Here is an 18,784-nt window from a genome sequence, read left to right on the forward strand (position 1 = left end):
TCTGGAAGTGAACTATGTCTGCCGCCCTGCCCAAGTCCTTTGAAAAGGCCGCCGAAAAGTCCGTTGAGTCGCCGTCCCTCGAACCGTCCTGCCGCGATACCGCGGCCCATGCCCTCACCATCGTACGCGACGGCGTGATCACGGGCGAAGGCCCGACCACCAAGGGCAGGGTGCACTTTTCCCGCTCCATCGATGCCGATGACACCGCCTGGTGCGCCCGGATCCTGACGGCCGCTGCCGTCAACGACCAGCCGGTCAGCCGCGCCGAAGCCGAGGCGCTGTTCGAAATCAACGAGGCCGCGACCGAACGTGCCGACGGCGGCCGGTTCGACGATTTGCTGGCCAAGGCCGTCGCCCATTATGCCGCGAGCGCCTCGGGCCTGAAGGTGCCGCCGCGCAGCGTCGCGCTGGCGCAGGGCACCGACATCGAGAGCTGGGCGCCGTCCTATGCCTCCAAGGTCAAGAGCGAGATGCTGGAGTGGATCGCCGGCCAGATGCGCGGCAAGCGCCAGAACAACCGTCGCCTGATGGCGATGGTGGCGACCTTCCTGGGCGCCACCGCGCTGCCTCTGGCGGGCCAACTGCCGAACGTGTTCGACATCGGCATGTAGTTTCCGCGCCCCTTGCGAGGCGCGAGAACAAGCGGCGGGGTTATTTCCCCGCCGTTTTTTGTTTGCCGCTCTTCGGCTCGAGGCCCAGCGTGCGGCCGGGGAATCCGGCGGCGTCGAAATAACGCTGGCTGCCGACGCGCTGGACGTCGAGCACGGTCTCCAGACCATTCTCGGACTTCCTCTTTGACCGCTCGACGCCTTTGAATGCCTTCGGCACGACGCCGTTGGGCAGCGCCTCCGACATCACGCGACCGACCAGGCCGCCATTGTGCGAACCGCGCAGGCCGAGGAGCCGGGCGGCGGTCATGCCGACGTCGGCATTGCTGACCGGCAGCTCGTCGACATAGCCGGCTTTGAAGTCCGGACCGATCGCGGCCATGAAGTTATAGGTGTCGCCGCGGCTGAAGCTGCCATGCATGCCCTGGCCCTGGCGCAGCACGGTGTCGGCCACCTGCACCGAGCAATTGGTCGGCGCCTCGCCGCATTCGCTGGCATAGGAGCGGAAGTTGACCACGATCGCCGGCGTCGGCGTCGCCGCGTTGCCGCGCAAATTGATACGCGACAGCGGCAGCGTGCCAGGGAAGCGGCCGAGGGAGTCGTCGACGAACAGGCCGGAGACGTAGTCCTGCTCTAGCAGGGCTTTGATGGTTTTCGCCGCCAGCTTCTTGTCCTTGCCGGGCAGATAGATCAGGTCCGAGCCGCCATTGGTGGCGACGACGAGATCGGGCTTGGTCGGATCCTTGCCGAGCACGCCGTTGCCGGCCTTCGGATGAGCGTTGCCGGTGACGGCGGCGTTCTTGTCGTTGGGGTCGAACAGGGGCAGGTCGAGTGCCTTGGCCAGATCGAGGGCGACGAAGCCCATCGGCAGGAAGTCCTTCGGCGTGTCGTCATAGCTGACCTTGGCCGAGGGACTGGTCTTGCTCTCCTTGGAGATGGTCGAGAAGCCGTGGTCGGCCTGGATCATGATGTTGGTGCTCGCGGCGAGCCCGAGCTCGTCCAGCGCCTTGCGGATCTGGGCGAGGTTGTTGTCGACGTTCTTGATGCTCGCCATCGTGCTCGGGCCGTTGATACCAGGCATGATCTGGTTGAGGCTGTCGCCCTGATTGTGCTGGGTGCCATCAGGATCGCGCGACCAGAACACCAGCACGAACGGCTTGTTGCGCGCCTTGAACATCGGCAGCACCACCTTGGTGGCGACGTCGGCGAAATAGGCCTGCTGCGCGACGTTGGCGACCGTGGTGCCGGGCGTCTTGGCGTCGCCCGCCTTTGCGTTGTCGCCGCGCGACGGCGCGGCGAGGGGAAGGCCGGCCTTGGTCAGGGCGTCCTTGACCTCGTCCGACAGCGCCACGCCGTTCTTGCCGCCGGTGGAATCGTCGAACACGACCGAATGCTGGCCGGCCTTCTCGGGATGGTCAGTGTGGTCGAACTGGTAGGTCGGGCCGACCTTGCCGATCGCCGCGGTGCTGAGGCCCTTGTCGCGGGCCATCTTCAAGACAGTCTCTTCGCTGAGATAGTCGCCTTTGAAATGCTCGTCGATGTCGCCGAGCACGGCGTCGTTCTCGATGAAGGGGACCACGGTGTCGCCGGCGGGTACCGACGTGTAGTTGGTCCAGATCGTGTTGGAGAACACGCCGGTGTCCCCGAGATAATGGCCGGTCGACATCGCCGAGCCGTTGGCCATGGTGAAGGTCGGGAACAGCGAATGCGAGTTCTTGAAGTTGACGCCCTTGTCGCGGACCTCGGCCATGGCCGGCGCGGTCTCGGGGTTGATCTTCAGGGCGCGTAGCCCGTCGGGAATGAACAGGATCAGGTTGCGGGGCGTGTTGTTCTCAGCGGAGGCAAAACCGCTGGACAATAGTGTCAGTCCGGCTGACAGCAGCAGCAGTGAACGTCGCATCAAAATCTCCTGGCGGTGAGGCGGCTTGGCCGCCGACCGCGGCCCCCGGCAATCGTTTAGTTTTGCTGTATGACGGTTATGTTACAAGACCGGATCGGCATGCAGAAGTGACGGGGAGGCGAGGCGGCATCCACGGATTCGTCACGACGGGATGGCGACTCCGGGACACGAGAGCCAAGTTTGGTGCAAATCTCTCTCGACATCGTCATTGCGAGCGCAGCGAAGCAATCCAGTCTTTCCGCGGATACATTTCTGGATTGCTTCGCTGCGCTCGCAATGACGGAGTGTGTGGTGGCGGCGTCGCTCTTTCAATCCGCATCTTCATCGCAGACACTCCTTCGTATCCTCGCGGCCCATATCGCCCGAGCTATGCTTCGTCGCTTCACCCTTAGCTGAAAGAGGGCGCAGGGAAGACCGGGTGCCCGACTGGCACCCGCGGTCCGCTGTGCGAAGGATGCGCTACAAGAGGCTGTACAGCGGCATACGCCCCTCGTCCTTGGGCCGGGTTGCGCGACACATGCACCATTTCCGAATTTCGGTAAGTGGAATATTTTTGACGAGATGGATTGACCCGATGTTTGGGTGCTTTGCCCGACGGGCAACGCCATATCTGGAGCGCAGCGTAATCCGGGATTCCATCCCCATGGACACAGCGGTCCCGGATTTCGCTACACTCCACCCGGGCTACAGCCGCTGAAAACCAGGCAAGATCCCGCACCGGGTTCCCCGTTAATCCCGTGCCTTAACCAATAATTAATTATAGGTTTGCGGGCGGGTGATGGACCGGCCTAGCGTTGCGATGGGGAGCAGTATCGCGAAGCCAAACGAGTGTGGTGCGTATCATGATGTCCAGATCATATGAGGCCTTGTTCGCCTCGCTCAGCGCAGCCGCGCTGCTCCTCAGCTCCAGCGAGAGCTTTGCACGACCGGGCGGCGCCGCGCCCCACGGCATGGTGACCGCTGCCGCGCCGTCGGCAGCAGTGCGTCCGCCGATCGCGCCGGGCGCGCGGTTCCACGGTCGCGGCAACCGCTTCAACAATCCCTGGGTTTACTGGCCGGGTGGCGGCGCTTTCTACACCGACGACGGAGCCGGCTACAGCGACCCGTTCGCCAATGCCGGCCAGGCCGTCACCAACGACGTTCGCTACACCTACACCTACGACGTTCCCTGGGACTGGGCGCATCGCTTCCCGCCGAACGTCGTGCCGTCCGACCGGCCCTATGTGCCGAGCTGTCCGACCGAGCAGGTCACCGTGCCCGGCCGCGGCGGCGGTGAGCACACCGTCAACATCATGCGCTGCTACTGAGCACGCGAGGCATTTCGCGGTTCGCTATAGAATGCCTGCCGCGGCCGCCTGGTCGCGGTCGGACTGTTTTTGCCTGACATTGGCGAGCTCACGGCTGCAAGCCACAAACGCGGTCGTTCCCGGGCGCAGCCCGAACTGACCGCAGACATCGCGATCCTCATCGGCAATAACGCGTGCGAGCTCGGCCTGCGCGGCGTCCCGGATCGCCGGCGCGGAGGCGAGTGCATGAACCCCGAGGGCCGTCACAACGGCAAGCACCAACGCGGCCGCCATGCCCAGGCGCTGCGTGTCGTCGGCCGTGTGCTGGGAAGAGCGGGCCTTGGTTCTGGCTTCGATCATGAAATCCTCGCATGAAATATCGATGGTCAAAAAATATCGTTCGAGCCGTCCGGCAAAATCGGCGGATGCAACACGAATACACGTTGCGCCGGAGCGGCGACGTGAACCAGATTACAAATTCCAGGACGGCACGTGCCTAAATTAAAAAAATCGATTCTAGCCCAATTCAAAGGTGGTTACGCCGAACACGCGGCCAAGCCGCAGTGACGGGATCGGTCCAGTGTACATTCGCGCCGTTTCAAATGTCGGCTTCAGGCGGAGGGATTCCGCAAGCGTGATAGCATCGCGGTTCATCGCGGGGATGTCGAGCACAATCTCGTTGCTACCAGGGCTCGCCAGCAAAGCCTGCAATACGGCCTCCGCCGCGGCGCGGTCATCGGCTACTAGCGGGCCGATTTTGCGACCAGTTCGGCAGGGACGGATCACGCCCCACGCGGCAAGCTTGCTGTCGCGCAGCAGTGCGCGGCCAACGTGTCCCGGCGTGTTGATCCAGGCGCGCAAGAAGGCCGGGCGCAGGGCAGGGAAGACGGTGGCGTCGTCGGCTTGCACAAGCGCAAATGGGATCGTGTCGAGCGCAACAATCTCGGCGGGCGGCCTTGGCGGCGCGGCAACGATGCCGCCATAGCGGATATTGGCGTAAGCCAGCTGGAAGCCGGACTTTCTGTAGTTGTCCTGTTGCGCCACGACACCGTCGAGACCGATCACGCGCGCGCCCGCATGCGCGATCGCAGCGTTCCAGATGCGCAGGCCGTGGCCTCTGCCACGGAAATCCGCGCGCACGATGTAGAAGCCGAGGAAGGCGAAGCGCTCGTCATAGGTGACGCAGGAGACTGACGCGATCGGCTCGCCGTCGATCTCGCCGACGAAGAAGCCTTTTGCATCGGGGATCGCGAAGCAGGCGGCATCTCGCAGGCCGGGATTCCAGCCCTCGGACGCGGCCCGGTCGATCGCAATGGAGATCTCCTCCGGCCGCAGATTGCGGATCTGCATATCGCTCATGTCGTGGCGCCTCGGGCAATGGACCTGCGGGCAAGGATGGCTGTAGAAGGCCTGATGACAGGCTGAGCCATAGCAGAGAACCTTGGGCTCGCCTCTACGCTATCACAGGGATATCAGGTCATGGCAGCAGAGAAGGTCGCACTCGTCACCGCAGGCGGAAGCGGCATGGGGGCGGGGGCCGCGCGGCGGCTTGCCGCCGACGGTTTTCACGTTGCGATCCTGTCGTCCTCCGGCAAGGGCGAGGCGCTCGCGACCGAACTCGGCGGCTTCGGCGTGACCGGTTCCAACAAGTCCAATGATGATCTGAAACGCCTCGTCGACGGGGCGCTGGCGAAATGGGGACGCATCGACGTGCTCGTCAACAGCGCCGGCCACGGCCCGCGCGCGGCGATCACCGAAATCACCGACGAGCAGTGGCACATCGGTCTCGATACGTATCTGCTCAACGTGATCCGTCCGACCCGGCTGGTGACCCCGGTGATGCAGTCGCAGAAGGGCGGTGCGATCATCAACATCTCGACCGCCTGGGCGTTCGAGCCGAGCGCGATGTTTCCGACCTCGGCGGTGTTCCGCGCGGGCCTTGCCGCCTTTACGAAAATCTTCACCGACACCCATGCGGCCGACAACATCCGCATGAACAACGTGCTGCCCGGCTGGATCGACAGCCTGCCGCAGACGGATGCGCGTCGCGACAGCGTGCCGCTGAAGCGTTACGGCAAGGTCGAGGAGATCGCGGCGACCGTCTCGTTCCTGGCGTCCGAGGGCGCCGCCTATATCACCGGCCAGAACATCCGCGTTGACGGCGGCCTGACCCGCTCAGTCTAGGGCTTGTTTGGTCCAAGGCTTATTTGGTCCAAGGCTTATTTGGTCCAAGGCTTGGCCTCGCTTGAGCCGTCCGCCGACTTGTGCGACCGTGGTTTAGCAGCGTTGTTGGATGTCCTCGCGAGGGTCGCATGGCCGATTGGGGATCCGGATACGTCATCGACACGGCCTATGTGCACGATTTCTGCCGCGTGCAGGTGCCGGCTATGCTCAGCTTTGCCGCGCTCGCCAAGGGCGTGGCGGCGCCCGGCGGACGTGGCGAGCCGCTTCATTATTGCGATCTCGGCTGCGGGCAGGGGCTGACCGCCACCATCGTCGCAGCCGCCAACCCCAATACAACAGTGTTCGCGGCTGACTTCAACCCGACCCATATCGCGGGCGCGCGGTCGCTGGCCGATGCCGCGGGGCTCGAGAACATCGTCTTTCGTGAGGCCGATTTCGCCGAGCTTGCCGAGGATGCCTCGGTGCCCGAGTTCGATATTATTGCACTCCACGGCGTCTATAGCTGGATCGGCGCGGAGCATCGCAAGGCGATCGTCGCGCTGATCCGGCGGCGTTTGAAGCCCGGCGGGCTCGTCTACGTCTCATATGATGCAATGCCCGGCTGGGCTGGAATGGCGCCGCTGCGGCGGCTGATGGTGCAGTTGCAGGGCGCCCAGCCGCAGGTCTCGTCGAAACGGGCACTGGACCAGGCGCTGGCGCTTGCCGACGGGCTGAAGGAGGCCGGCGCGCATTTCTATCGCATGTATCCGCAGGCCGCCGTGCAGCTCGAACGGCTGCGCAAATTGCCAGCGTCCTATCTCGCGCACGAGCTTCTGACGCGCGACTGGCAGGCTTTCAGCTTCGCCGATCTCGCCCAGGAGCTCGCCGACGCGAAGCTGACCTTTCTCGGCTCGGCCCATCTCACCGATCATGTCGATCGCGTCAACTTCACGGACGCCCAGCGGGCGCTGCTGGCCGATCTCGCCGATCCCTTGATCGTTGAGACCGCGCGCGACATGATCATCGGCCGCCAGTTTCGTCGAGACATCTTCGCCAAGGGGTTTACGCCAATGGCGCCGATGGCGGCGCGGGAACGCTGGCTGGCGACGCGCTTCGTGCTGACGAGCCCGCGCGACGATATCGAGCTGACCTTCGATACGCCGCTGGGCCGCTTCCAGCTGCGCAGCGAGATCTACCAGCCCGTGATCGACGCATTTGCCGCAGGGCCGCTCAGCTTGCGCGAGGTGGTCGAACGTCTGCCGGAGACGACGATGGGCTGGGCCTCGCTCACCGATGCCATCAAGGTGCTGGTTGGGCAGGGGCACCTCGCGCCGGCGCTGCCGCTGGAGGACGAGGCGGCGCGGCAGACATCGACGCAGGCGTTCAACGCGGCGGTGACGGCGCGCGCCAAGGAGACGTCGGAGCTGCGTTATCTCGCCTCGCCCGTCACCGGCGGCGGGGTCAGGGTCGATCCGCTTACGCAGCTCTATATGCAGGCGCGGCGCAAGGGCATCGCCGACCCCGCCGCGTTGCTGGCAAGCCTCGCCACCGCCAGCGGCGAGCGTTTTGAGAAGGAGGGCCAGAAGCTCTCCGCGGACGAGGTTCGCGCCGAGATATCAGGCAGGATCGCCGTGATCGACGCGCGAATCCTGCCGCTGCTCGGACGCCTCGGAGTAGCCTAGCTACAGCAGCGAAAAATCGTGCGCGTGTTGCAGCAACTGATGCAGCGCGTCGCTGTCGACGGAAGTCGTCGTCGTGCCGCCGCCCTGGTTCCCGCCATGGCCCGTCAGCGCACCGGCCAGCTTGATGTAGTCATCCCCGAGCGCGCCGACATCGGTGTTGAGCTTGTGCAAATCCGCATCGAGCTTGTGGAAATCATCGCCGAACTTCAGCGCGATCTGGTCGATCTTGAGGGGGCCGAAATTGTCCTGGGAGCCGGTGATGTCAGTGGCGATCTTGAGGAAGTCGTCGCTGACCTTGTGCAGGTCGTCGCTGACCTTCAGCGCGCCGCCGCCGAGCTTGATGAAGGCCTCGTCGATCGTCTCGGATCCCTTGAGATCGCCGAGCTTGAGGAAATCCTCGCCGACCTTCTGGAAATCGTCGCCGACCTTGTGCAGGCCGGCACTGAAATCGGAGAGATCGCCGGCCCATTTGATGAAGGAGTCATTGGCGCCTTCGCCCGATACGTGCAGTTTGAGCGTATCGACACCGAGCTTGATCGCCTCGAAGCTTGCGGCCTGAAAATCCGTGTCGAGCTTGATGAAATCGTCGGACAGCTTGAGCCCGCCGCCGTCGCCGCCGGTTTCGGCGAACGTGCTCACCGTGGGCGCCTGGTCGGCGTATTTCAGGATGACGTCGTCGAACTTGTGCAGCACGTCGTCGAGCTTCAGCGTATCGAAGCCGAGCTTGATGAAGTCGAAGGCGACGTGCTCGACATCATGCTTGAAGTCGATCGCGACCTTGTGCTCGTCGAACTTCAGATTCTCGGAGAACAGATCCGTGAGCGCATCGCCGACGCGATCGAAATCATGTCCGAATTTGAGGAAGTCGTGATCGAGCTTGTGCGCGAGGAATTCGTCGAAGCCGTCGAACTTGAGGAAAAAATCGGAGGCCATGGCCTTAAGCTCCATGTCTCGGCAATTGATCGCAGCAATCCGCGGAGTGTAGGCAGCGGGCATCGCGAGTCAACCGTAGGGTTCACACGCAATAGGCAAGCGGCGCTGCCCCATCTCGATGGAACTCGCGAAGGTTGTCGGGTTGCTCGTCAACAGAAGATTCGCCGGCTGTGCTGGCATGTTTGCTCTTGTCGCGACACGGATCCAGCGTTGCGCGCCGTTGTGTCGTGGCGTTTGAGGCACACTCGTCACACTTCGCGTGCAGCGGACCGCACGCTACGTCACAGTCCATGCGAACTTCGTTGCAGCCCAAGACGCTGGGCGGTGTGCCGCCTATGCCTAGCCCATGCCGAAATCACCAAGCCGGTGCATTCGGAAAGCGCGCGTTTTGATCGCGTGGGGCAAGGAGACTGGAATGAGAAAGCTTTTGCTGGCGGCCGTGTCGGTTGTGTTGGGCGCCGCGTCCGTGCAGGCCGCTGATCTCGCAGCGCATTATACCAAGGCGCCGATGATGGCGGCGGCCTATGACTGGACGGGCTTCTACATCGGCGGCAATGTCGGCGGGCAGTGGGGCAGTGCTGATCCGACCACTTCGACCGTGTTTTCTCCGACGGGCTACTTCGCGGCCAGCAGCGTCCCCGCCATCGCCGCGGTTGGCGCCCAGAACGTCAACAGTTCCAGCGTGACCGGTGGTTTCACTGCCGGCTACAACTGGCAGGTCAGCCGCGCCGTGCTCGGCCTGGAAGGCGACATCAACTATTTCGGCTTCAAGGGCGGTGCGACGGGTTCCGCGGTCTATCCGTGCTGCGCGCCGACGGCCTTCACGGTCTCGTCGCAGGTCTCGGCCGACTGGCTCGCCACTATCCGCGGTCGCATCGGCTTCCTCGCCGCTCCGACCTGGTTGCTGTACGCCACGGGCGGTGCCGCAATCGCCGAGGTGAAGGGTAATTTCAACTTCACCGATACGTTCGCGGCGGCGACCGAATCCGCCGCGATCCGCGACACGCGGGTCGGATGGACCGCCGGCGCCGGCACCGAATATGCGTTCGGTGGCGGCTGGTCGTTGAAGGCCGAATACCTTTACGTCGACCTCGGCCGTGCCAGCGCGACGAGCACCAATCTCGCAGCTTTCGTGCCGGCCATTTCCTTCCCGAGCAACGTCTACACCCACTCGGTTGATATCAAGTCGAACATCGTACGGGTCGGCGTGAACTACAAATTCGGTGGACCGGTCGTCGCGCGGTACTAGGCATCCTACTCTGATGATGACCTGGAAAGCCCCGGCCTCGCCGGGGCTTTCTATTTTTGGCTCAGCCGCTGTGTGCCATCAGCCTCGCCAGCGCAGGCAGGATCTTGTAGCGGGCAATCTCGTGCGGATAGTCGCCGCGATTGGCGAGCAGCACGATGCCGATCCGGTGCGCCGGGACGAGGCCGATGTAGCCCGATGCGTTGTTGAGGCCGCCCGGCTTGTCGACGATCGTGACATCGGGAAGGTGGACGGTCTCCCACGCCATGGCCTGCCCGAAGGTCGCCTGCTCGTATCTTTGGTCGACGTGGAAGGACTCGCGCTGCGTCATCCGCAGCGTTTCCCGGAGACGCGGGTCGATCGTGCGGCCGTCGACGCAAGCCGCGACGAAGGTCGCAAGATCGTGCGCGGAGGAGAACATCTGGCCCGTACCGGGGAAGTCGAAATAGCTTTGCTGGCCTCCGATCGGACCGATCGCGCTGCCCTGGTCGGAATAGCCCTGCACGACGCGCCGCATCGTGGCCTCGTCCATGATCGCGCGGTTGTCCGGTCCGCGTTCGGGAACGGACGTTGCGCGCATGCCGAGCGGCTTGAGCACCCGGCTCTCGATCAGTCTTGCGATCGGCGTGCGATAGCAGCGCTCGAGCACGAGCTGAAGCAGGACATAGCCGGCATGGCTGTAGATGCGCTGCTTCCCCGGCGCCACACCCGCGGGCGGCACGAAGGCGTTGAGCATCGCGATGAACTGCGCTTGCGAGTAGGAATCGTTCGGCCAGGGCGGGTGATCGGTCGGCAGCAACAGTCCTGATGTGTGCGTGGCGAGCTCGCCGACGGTGACGTTGCGGATGTAGTCACCGCTCAGCTCCGGCAGATATTTCGGTACGGGATCGTCAGGCTTCAGTTCGCCGCGCAGCGTGCCTAATGCCGTCAGCGTCGCCTCGAATGGCTTTCGCAGCGAGGCGAGGTTGAACAGCGTGTCCGGCGTCACGGGCCGCTTGGCGGCCTCGTCGGCAAGGCCGTAGCTGAAGAATTCGACATGACGGCCGGCATAGAGCGCAGCGGCGAGGCCGCCCGGATGATCCGGCGTCGCGGTGGGCGCGAGCTCGGCCGCGACGATGTCGCGCATCAGCGCGATCATGTCGGAATCCGCCAAGGCGCGGCGTGGCCTCGCCAGCGCGACCGCCAGGGGAACAAGTGCGGCGCGGGCGAGGGATCGCCTTGTGATGTACGGGGAGATGGCAACAGGCGGCACGTGCTCGGTCTGATCTTGCGGTGCGCCCCCATTGCTGTTTAGCCGGGCGAGGGCGGCGTCCCAATTCACGATTGCGCGTTGTGAGTTCCATATCGCCGGACAAAAAACTTAGCTCATAGGCTAACAATCATTGACGCCGCGATCGCGGCGTGTCTATAGTTAGCTTCATGGCTAACCAATTATCCCAGCTCGACCAGGTCTTCGCAGCGCTCGCCGATCCGACGCGGCGCGCGATCGTGATGCGGCTTTGCGCCGGCGAGGCCTCGGTCGGCGAACTCGCCGAGCCGTTCGAGATGGCCCTGCCGAGTTTCATGAAGCACATCCACGTGCTGGAGCTGAGCGGGCTCGTGCAGTCGGAGAAGTCCGGCCGCGTGCGAACCTGCCGCCTCAGCCCCGAGGCGCTCGTCGGTGCGGAAGACTGGTTCCAGCACCAGCGCGCGATCTGGGAGGCACGGCTCGACCGGTTCGAGGCTTACGTCATGAAGCTCAAGAAGGAGAGGGCCGCTGCCAAGCAGTCGTCCAAAGCGACCGAGAAGACCACCAACAAGCCAAGCAAACGGAAAGGTACTGAGTAATGACGAACGCTGCCCTGTCGCAATGGTCGATGGACCGCGAGATCGTGATGTCCCGCGTGATCGACGCGCCGCGTGATCTGGTGTTCGAGGCGTGGTCCGACCCAAAACATCTGCCGCAATGGTTCGGCCCGAAGGGCTTCAAGATCGAGACCTTCGAGATCGACGTGCGTGTCGGCGGCGTCTGGCGTTTCAACATGATCGGTCCCGATGGCACCATCTATGGGAACCGCATGCGCTTCCTCCGCATCGAGCGGCCGTCCTTCATAGAGATGTACCACGGCGACGATCAGGACGATGATCCCGGCATGTTCCGCTTCACCATCACATTCGCCGAGCAGGCCAACGGCAAGACCGTGCTGATGATGCGACAGCTGGCGGCGAGCACCGAGCAGCGCGACGGCATGATCGGCTTCGGCGCTGTCGAATACGGCTACCAGACGCTGGACAAGCTCGCGGCCTATGTCGGTGGGTTGAAGAAATAGCCCCGCGTGATTCGGGGGCGCCTTCGATGTGGCGTCCCCGGATTAAGCCTAGAAGCGCGGACGCCATCGCGATTATGACAGCGCGCTGGCGAATTATGACAGTGGCGTCACGCAGATTTTTGTCGCGTCGCGCTTCAGGTTTATGACAGAATTGCTACCGTTGGATGTCAAGATGACTACGACGGAGCGGTTCATGTTGCAGTGGCAGGCACGGTCAAATCCCTTGGCGTGGTGGTGGGGGTCCCTGACGCTGGTCAGCGCTGCGAACATTCTCGTCTGGTTCATGCTGTACCGCGAGTTCTATCCGACCGTCGCCAGCAGCGTCGGCGGCGGCTCGGATATCGGATTGATGTTCCTGCTGTGTGCCGGCTACGTCTTCGGCTGTGCCTTCCGCTCGGTGCTGCCGCGCGCCGACGTGCAGCGCATCTGCCTGTTCGACACCTGGCTGTCGAGCGTGTTTGTCGGGCGCACGGTGGCAACCGTGGCCGAAGTCTGCTTCGCCGCGCAATGGGCGATCATCCTGCATCAGCTCGGTCGGATGACTGGCGCACAGACCGCGGTGAACATCGCGCTCGTGATCGTGCCGATCATTGTCATCGCAGAGTGCTTCTCCTGGTACGCGGTGGTGACGACCAACTTCCTCTTCAACGCGATCGAGAACTCGCTCTGGGCGGTGACTTTCTTCCTCGCCGGCATCGCGCTATGCCGCTTGACGCCGGAATTCCAGGGTGTGGTGCGCTGGGCGCTGATGTCCGGCATCGTCGGCATCGCCTGCTTCCTCGCCTTCCTCGTCACCGTCGACGTTCCCATGTATCTCAGCCGCTGGCGGGCAGGGCATGAAGAGGGCAACAAGCTCCTCGGCTTCCTCGAAGGCCTGCATGATGTCGCGACGCGATGGGTGGTGACCCACGACATCGCACACTGGAAGGGCGAGCTGACCTGGATGTTCCTGTATTTCAGCGCCGCCGTGTGGTCGAGCCTGGCGCTCTGCGCGCTCTACGCCATGGAAGGCTATCTCACGCGGTACTTGGCCTGAAGGTTATTTCCCCACCAGGCTGCACTTGCTGCGGTCGAGCGGGCGGAAAGCCTCATCGGGCGGAATGGTCGCGACCAGCTTGACGAAATCCCACGGGCCCTTGGATTCCGCTGGCGTCTTGACCTGCACCAGATACAGATCATGCACCATGCGCTGGTCCTCGCGGATGCGGCCATTGGGCGTGTAGGCATCCGACACCGGCGTCGCCTTCATTTTCGCCATCACGGTGGCGCTGTCGTCCGAGTCCGTGTCCTTCACCGCTTGCAGATAGTGGCGCACGGCGGAGTACACGCCGGCCTGGATCTGCGAAGGCATCGCCTTGCGGCGCGCGTAGAACGCGTCGGAGAACTTTCGCGCCGCCGGTGAGACGTCCTCGAAGAACGAGGTGACGATGAGATCGCCGCGCGTCGCCTTCAGGCCGACCGCCTCGATGTCGACATTCTGGAACGACATCGGGACGATCTTGATGCCTTGATCGGCGAGGCCGAACTCCTCCGCCTGCTTGATCGCGGTGGCATTGTCGCCGGCGACATTGATCGCCAGGATCTTGGCGCCCGAGGACTGCGCCTGGAGCAGGAACGACGAGTAATCGGGCGTGCCGAGCTGCGCCTTGACGCTGCCGGCGACCTTACCGCCGAGTGCGGCGATACGGTCGCGCGCGGTCGCCTCGATGGAGTGGCCGAACGCGTAATCGCCGGTGATGAAGAACCACGGCTCCTTGCTGGTCTGCATGACTCCGGAGACGACGGCGGTCGCGGTGGAATAGGCGTCCTGGGTCCACTGCACGCTCGAGGGCGCGCATGCCTCATCGGTGAGTTGGTTGGCGCCCGCGCCGGAGACCAGGAAGATCTTTCCGTTGCCGCGCACCAGCTCCTGGACCGCGAGCGCCGCGCCCGAGCTGCCGCCATCGGCAATCGCCTGCACGCCGTCGCTGAACCATTTTCGCGCGAGCGAGGCGGCGAGATCAGGCTTGTTCTGATGATCGGCCTGCAAAATCTCGATCGGCTTGCCGTTGATCTTGCCCCCGAACTCCTCCGCCGCCATCCGCGCCGCCTCGACCGAGCCCGGGCCCATCGCGGTCGCGAAGATGCCGTTCATGTCGGTGAGGACGCCGATGCGGACAGCGTCGCCCTTGATCTCGGCGCGCGCGGCGCCTGCCAGCGCCAGTGTGATCAGCAGAATGGCAGTGGAGCTGGTGCGGATGGTGGCCATGGGGTTTCCTGATTTTATCGTTGATGGATCGGTCGCAGTGGTCAGGCCGCCTCGGCGATGACCTTGTTGCGCAAGATGCCGATGCCGGAGATTTCGACCTCGACGATGTCGCCGGGCCGCATCCACAAAGGCGGCGTGCGCTTGGCGCCGACGCCGCCTGGCGTGCCTGTCACGATGACGTCGCCGGGAACGAGCGGGCAGATCGTCGAGATGTAGGCGATCAACTCGGGGATGCCTGTGATCAGGAGGTCCGTCGTCGTGTCCTGCACCACGCTGCCGTTGAGGCGCGTCTGAAGTGTGAGTTTTGACGGATCGGGAATCTCGTCCGCCGTCACCAGCCAGGGACCGAAGCTGCCGCTCTCCGCAAAGGTCTTGCCGGAGAGGAACTGGCTGGTGTGACGCTGCCAATCGCGGATGCTGCCCTCATTATAGCACGCATAGCCGGCGACATATTCAAGTGCACGGCTCGCGCGGATGTGCCGGCCGCCCTTGCCGATCACGAGCGCAAGCTCGCCTTCGTAGTCGAAATCGTCGCTGACCCCTGGCTTCACGATCGGTTGGAGATGGCCGACCTGGCTGCACGGGAAACGGACGAACAGCGCCGGCTTCTCGGTGACGGTGCGGCCGGTCTCGGCGACGTGGTCGCGATAGTTGAGGCCGACGCAGATGATCTTGCCGGGATCGGGGATGACAGGCGCGAAGCTGATCGCGTCGAGCGGATGATCTGGCGCGGTGGACGCAACCAGCTTTGCAGCTTCGGCAACGCGGCCGCTTTCGAGCAACTGCCGCAGGGTGGTGCATCCTGCCATGCGCGTGCCGAGATCGACCACGCCATTGTCCTTGACGGCTCCAAAGGAGGCGCGGCCGTTGGCGATGAAAGAGAGCAGCTTCATGGGATATCCTGTGTTCGGTCAGGCCGCGGACGGCACATGGATGGGAGGCGCAATCGTGGCAATGAGCCGGTCGAGCTCGGCATCGTTGCGGGCGGCGCCGCGGATGTAGCGGTCGGGACGAACGAGCGCGGCCGCGATGCCGTGCTCGCGCAGCCAAGGGCCGATGCCTTCGGCATCGTCGCTGGTGAGGATGTTGATTCCTGCCCGTGGATGAGCGAAGCGCGTGGCGCTCTCGACGATCAGCAGGTGGCTGTAACCGATCCGGTCGTCGCTGCGGCTGCCGTCCTTCAGGGTGAACTGCGGGGCGAGATGTCCGGCGAGGGGAAGATCGCCAAGCACAAGCCCGGGACCGAGCAGGGGCTTCTTCACCTCGAGCTTTACGGGCGCATTCTCGCGCGGCTGCCCGGCGGCGAGGCCGGCCTCGATCGCCTTGGTGTTGATGACGCCGCCGAGGCGGATTGCGAGCTCGATGAACTCGCGGACATGCGGCTGGCGTTCGCTTTGATAGGTGTCGAGCAGGCTGGCATCGGCGCCGCCGCGAATCACGCTCGCCAGCTTCCACGCAAGATTGGCGGCATCGCGGATGCCGGCGCACATGCCTTGGCCGAGGAAGGGCGGGGTCTGGTGCGCGGAATCGCCCGCAAGCAGCAGCCGGCCGTTCCGCCATTGTTGCGCGATGATGGAATGAAAGGTGTAGACCGCAGCGCGCTCGAGCTCGGCGTCGTCAGGCGTGATCCAGCGCGACAGCAGTTCCCAGACCTTTGTAGGCTGCGCGACGTCGTTCGAATCCTCGTCGGGGAGAACCGTGATCTCCCAGCGCCTCCGCGAGCCGGTGCCGCGGACATAGGTCGCCGGCCGGCGCGGATCGCAATGCTGAAGGCTGTAGTCGCCGAGATCGTCGCGCTCGCGCTTGAGCAGGACGTCGATCACCAGCCACCGCTCGTGAAAGCCGAGATCGTCCATGCCGGAGCCGATGAAGCGGCGCATCAGAGATCGCGCGCCGTCGCAGCCGATGACATAGCTGGCGCGGACCTCGCTGAGCTGGCCGTTGGAGAGGTCCTCGTAGCGGACCCGCACGCCGTTCTCGTCCTGATCTAGCGCGAAGACGTCGCAGCGGCTGCGCAAGCTGACGTGGGGCCAGCGGGCGAGGCCTGCGATCAGCACGTCCTCGAGATCGGGCTGGTGGAAGCGATAGCTGAGATTCCAGCCCATCGGCGTCAGCGTCTGCGGCCGCGACCAGTCCAGCAGCATCTTCCCGTCGGCATCGAGGAACAGCATCCCTGGGCTGAGGATAACGTGTGGCAGGACCGCATCGGCAAGGCCAATGGTCTGGAACACGCGCATGCATTCGTCGTCGAAATGCACCGCGCGCGGCAGGTGATAGGTCCGCGCCTCGCGCTCCAGTACCAGCGTACGCAGGCCGCAAAGGCCGAGCAGATTGGCCAGCGTGGCGCCGACCGGGCCCCGGCCGACAATCACGACGTCAAACTCGTCAGGTCCGGATTTATCTTGCATGGGGTATCTCTTCCCCATCAGCTGCCACCGCTTCAACGGCGTCGGCCGAAGTGTCCGCCCAGCGGACGGCCCCTAGACCTCGACCGGAATGGCCGCAGCTGTCTCCTGAAGCTGGCTGACGAATTGCGCCGTTGCTTCCTCGATGCTCAGCGCCGAGCGGATCCAGATGATGGAGATGCAGCCGTAGACCGCACCGTTCCGCACGATCGGGACGGCGATCGATGCCGTCTTCGGATTGTATTCGCCCTCGCTGCGAATTGCGTATCCCCGCGCCTGCGTCTCCGCGATCATCTGGTCGAGCCGGCCCTGGTCGAGGAAGGGACGGTCGTCGGCTTCGTCGATGCGGCGGAGATGGCTGACAATGAGGTCGCGCTCGCGCGCGGGGCAGGCGGCGAGATAGGCGCGGCCGGCAGACGTCCGCAGCATCGGCAGGCGCTTGCCGATCATGCCGCGGTCGATCGAGAGCGGGCTGCGGGAATGCGTGGTCTCCTGCACCACCATCGCGGCGTTCTCGTAAGTGGAGAGATCTACCGGCCAGACCAGGGTCTTGCTGAGCTCGGCGAGATAAGGGGCTGCCGCCTGGCAGATCACCACGCCGGGGTCGTAGCCATCGCCAAGGCTCAGGGCGAGCCGGGTGACGCGAAAGCGGTCGTCGCTGGCGCTACGGGCGACATAGCCGAGTTCCTCCAGCGTTTCGAGCAGGCGATAGACGGTCGGGCGAGGCAGGTCGAGTGCGCGGGCGACGTCGCCGGCGCGAATGCCGCCGGAGCGGTTGATCTCCTGCAGCACGTCCAGCCCGCGCTTGAAGGCGCGGACGCCCTCCGACTGCCTGGGCTGGCTGGTCCGCGTCCGCTCCTTGGACACTTGGTGTTTTCTCCCTTGTGGCGCACGACGGCGCGACTATCGTCCTTGCAAACGCGAAGCGATTGCGTGACGCACCGTAGGATCGCGCGCGACCGGTATCAAGTTCGCCGCACTGCGGCGAAGGCGATGCTCTCGGGAGGAATTCGATGGAAATCACCGCGCTCGGCTATATCGGCATCAATTCGTCGCAGCTCGATCAGTGGGGCCAGATGGCGACGGGCCTGCTCGGCATGCAGCAGGTCGACCGTGGTGGCAAGACGCGCGCCTTCCGCATGGACGATTGCAAGCAGCGCCTGATCGTCGATGGCAGCAACGATGCCGGCCTTGCGGTGATGGGTTGGGAGGTTTCTTCGACCGCGGAGCTGGACCACCTGGCGGGCCGGCTGGAAAGCCATGGCGTCAAGGTCTCGCGCGGCTCGCGCGCTCTCGCCGACGAGCGGCATGTCGCCGAGCTGATTACATTCGCTGATCCCGCCGGCAACCGGCTGGAGGCCTTCTGCAAGCCTGAGCTTGCGAGTGAGCCGTTCAAGCCGGGCCGTCCGATCTCCGGTTTCCGCACCGGTGCGCTCGGCATGGGACACGTGGTGCTCAATGTCGAGGATGTCGAACCGCTGCTGCCGTTCTATCGCGATGTGCTCGGCTTCCATGTCTCCGATTTCGGGCTGAAGCCCTACGGCCTCTATTTCTTCCACGTCAATGGCCGCCACCACTCCTTTGCGATGGTCGGCTCGGGTCGCAAGGCGCTGCATCACTTCATGGTCGAGCTCGGCAGCCTCGACGATGTCGGGCAGGGTTACGACCTCGCGCAGCTCGAAGACGGCCGCGTCGTCTATACGCTGGGCCGGCACACCAACGACCACATGACATCGTTCTATGTGAACACGCCATCCGGCTTCTTCATCGAATATGGCTGGGGCGGGCGCATCATCGATCCCCAGACCTGGCAGCCGCACGAGACCTTTGATGGTCCGTCGCTATGGGGACATGAGCGGCTCAACATGCCGGAAGAGCAGCGCAAACGCCTGCGCGAGATGCGGATGGATGCGGCCGCGCGGGGCGTGCGCGTTCCCGATCCGCGCGTACCGCCGCTGAACTGCGCCTGGTTGGATCAGGTGGTCGCGCGCGAATGATCGGCCG

Annotated in this window: 18 protein-coding genes; 9 read left to right on the forward strand and 9 right to left on the reverse strand. The window is 64.3% G+C overall.

Translation table 11 applies throughout. From position 1 onward, the window contains the following. Positions 1 to 14: 14 nt before the first annotated feature. The gene (locus L6639_RS11455; RefSeq protein WP_237861523.1) at positions 15 to 611 is read left to right on the forward strand and encodes a hypothetical protein; all 597 of its coding nucleotides are present in this window, start codon (positions 15 to 17) and stop codon (positions 609 to 611) included. 40 nt (positions 612 to 651) lie between these two features. Here the strand turns inward: L6639_RS11455 and L6639_RS11460 are convergent, their stop codons facing one another. Next, positions 652 to 2,508 carry an alkaline phosphatase family protein gene (locus L6639_RS11460; RefSeq protein WP_237861524.1) on the reverse strand — a complete coding sequence of 619 codons (1,857 nt, stop codon included), beginning with the start codon at positions 2,506 to 2,508 and terminating at the stop codon, positions 652 to 654. Positions 2,509 to 3,350: 842 nt separating this feature from the next. Between L6639_RS11460 and L6639_RS11465 the strand changes: the two genes are divergently transcribed. Next, positions 3,351 to 3,815 carry a hypothetical protein gene (locus L6639_RS11465; protein WP_237861525.1) on the forward strand — a complete coding sequence of 155 codons (465 nt, stop codon included), beginning with the start codon at positions 3,351 to 3,353 and terminating at the stop codon, positions 3,813 to 3,815. Between the two features lie 24 nt (positions 3,816 to 3,839). Here the strand turns inward: L6639_RS11465 and L6639_RS11470 are convergent, their stop codons facing one another. Continuing rightward, a complete protein-coding gene (locus L6639_RS11470) occupies positions 3,840 to 4,184 on the reverse strand; it encodes a hypothetical protein (protein WP_237861526.1) in 345 nt (114 codons plus the stop codon). Positions 4,185 to 4,310: 126 nt separating this feature from the next. Further along, entirely contained in the window at positions 4,311 to 5,153 is an 843-nt protein-coding gene (locus L6639_RS11475; protein WP_237861527.1) for a GNAT family N-acetyltransferase, read from the reverse strand. 120 nt (positions 5,154 to 5,273) lie between these two features. Between L6639_RS11475 and L6639_RS11480 the strand changes: the two genes are divergently transcribed. Together L6639_RS11480 and L6639_RS11485 are read left to right on the forward strand one after the other, a co-directional pair. Next, positions 5,274 to 5,978, forward strand: coding sequence for an SDR family oxidoreductase (locus tag L6639_RS11480; protein ID WP_237861528.1), 705 nt, complete (start codon positions 5,274 to 5,276; stop codon positions 5,976 to 5,978). A gap of 128 nt (positions 5,979 to 6,106) precedes the next feature. Further along, positions 6,107 to 7,639 (forward strand): class I SAM-dependent methyltransferase, encoded by a 1,533-nt coding sequence (locus L6639_RS11485; protein WP_237861529.1) that lies wholly within the window; start codon positions 6,107 to 6,109, stop codon positions 7,637 to 7,639. Here L6639_RS11485 and L6639_RS11490 read toward each other — a convergent pair whose 3' ends face one another. After that, positions 7,640 to 8,572: a hypothetical protein gene (locus tag L6639_RS11490; protein ID WP_237861530.1), complete on the reverse strand. Its 933-nt coding sequence runs from the start codon at positions 8,570 to 8,572 to the stop codon at positions 7,640 to 7,642. A 415-nt stretch (positions 8,573 to 8,987) separates the two neighbouring features. On the opposite strand from L6639_RS11490, the gene L6639_RS11495 reads away from it, so the two are divergent. Continuing rightward, positions 8,988 to 9,821, forward strand: coding sequence for an outer membrane protein (locus tag L6639_RS11495; protein WP_237861531.1), 834 nt, complete (start codon positions 8,988 to 8,990; stop codon positions 9,819 to 9,821). 61 nt (positions 9,822 to 9,882) lie between these two features. On the opposite strand, the gene L6639_RS11500 is transcribed toward L6639_RS11495, so the two are convergent. Next, positions 9,883 to 10,956, reverse strand: a complete 1,074-nt coding sequence (locus L6639_RS11500) for a serine hydrolase (protein WP_237861533.1) — start codon at positions 10,954 to 10,956, stop codon at positions 9,883 to 9,885. A 281-nt stretch (positions 10,957 to 11,237) separates the two neighbouring features. Between L6639_RS11500 and L6639_RS11505 the strand changes: the two genes are divergently transcribed. The 3 genes from L6639_RS11505 (at position 11,238) to L6639_RS11515 (ending at position 13,163) form a co-directional block, all read left to right on the forward strand. Continuing rightward, complete coding sequence (locus L6639_RS11505; protein WP_237861535.1) at positions 11,238 to 11,645, forward strand: ArsR/SmtB family transcription factor; 408 nt, start codon at positions 11,238 to 11,240, stop codon at positions 11,643 to 11,645. Further along, positions 11,645 to 12,127 (forward strand): SRPBCC family protein, encoded by a 483-nt coding sequence (locus tag L6639_RS11510; RefSeq protein WP_237861536.1) that lies wholly within the window; start codon positions 11,645 to 11,647, stop codon positions 12,125 to 12,127. Before L6639_RS11505 ends, L6639_RS11510 begins: the two co-directional genes overlap by 1 nt. Positions 12,128 to 12,320: 193 nt before the next feature. After that, on the forward strand, positions 12,321 to 13,163 hold the full coding sequence (locus tag L6639_RS11515; RefSeq protein WP_237862551.1) for a hypothetical protein: 843 nt from the start codon (positions 12,321 to 12,323) through the stop codon (positions 13,161 to 13,163). A 3-nt stretch (positions 13,164 to 13,166) separates the two neighbouring features. On the opposite strand, the gene L6639_RS11520 is transcribed toward L6639_RS11515, so the two are convergent. The 4 genes from L6639_RS11520 to L6639_RS11535 all read right to left on the reverse strand — a co-directional run bounded on the left by L6639_RS11520 (position 13,167) and on the right by L6639_RS11535 (position 17,647). After that, positions 13,167 to 14,375: an ABC transporter substrate-binding protein gene (locus tag L6639_RS11520; RefSeq protein ID WP_237861538.1), complete on the reverse strand. Its 1,209-nt coding sequence runs from the start codon at positions 14,373 to 14,375 to the stop codon at positions 13,167 to 13,169. A gap of 41 nt (positions 14,376 to 14,416) precedes the next feature. Further along, complete coding sequence (locus tag L6639_RS11525) at positions 14,417 to 15,268, reverse strand: fumarylacetoacetate hydrolase family protein (protein WP_237861540.1); 852 nt, start codon at positions 15,266 to 15,268, stop codon at positions 14,417 to 14,419. An 18-nt stretch (positions 15,269 to 15,286) separates the two neighbouring features. Next, positions 15,287 to 16,783: a bifunctional 3-(3-hydroxy-phenyl)propionate/3-hydroxycinnamic acid hydroxylase MhpA gene (gene mhpA, locus L6639_RS11530; RefSeq protein WP_237861541.1), complete on the reverse strand. Its 1,497-nt coding sequence runs from the start codon at positions 16,781 to 16,783 to the stop codon at positions 15,287 to 15,289. 72 nt (positions 16,784 to 16,855) lie between these two features. Beyond that, positions 16,856 to 17,647 carry a DNA-binding transcriptional regulator gene (locus tag L6639_RS11535; protein ID WP_237861542.1) on the reverse strand — a complete coding sequence of 264 codons (792 nt, stop codon included), beginning with the start codon at positions 17,645 to 17,647 and terminating at the stop codon, positions 16,856 to 16,858. A 146-nt stretch (positions 17,648 to 17,793) separates the two neighbouring features. On the opposite strand from L6639_RS11535, the gene L6639_RS11540 reads away from it, so the two are divergent. Beyond that, positions 17,794 to 18,777: a VOC family protein gene (locus L6639_RS11540; protein ID WP_237861543.1), complete on the forward strand. Its 984-nt coding sequence runs from the start codon at positions 17,794 to 17,796 to the stop codon at positions 18,775 to 18,777. The last annotated feature ends 7 nt before the right edge of the window (positions 18,778 to 18,784 follow it).

Source organism: Bradyrhizobium zhengyangense, from assembly GCF_022012555.1.
GTDB lineage: Bacteria > Pseudomonadota > Alphaproteobacteria > Rhizobiales > Xanthobacteraceae > Bradyrhizobium > Bradyrhizobium zhengyangense.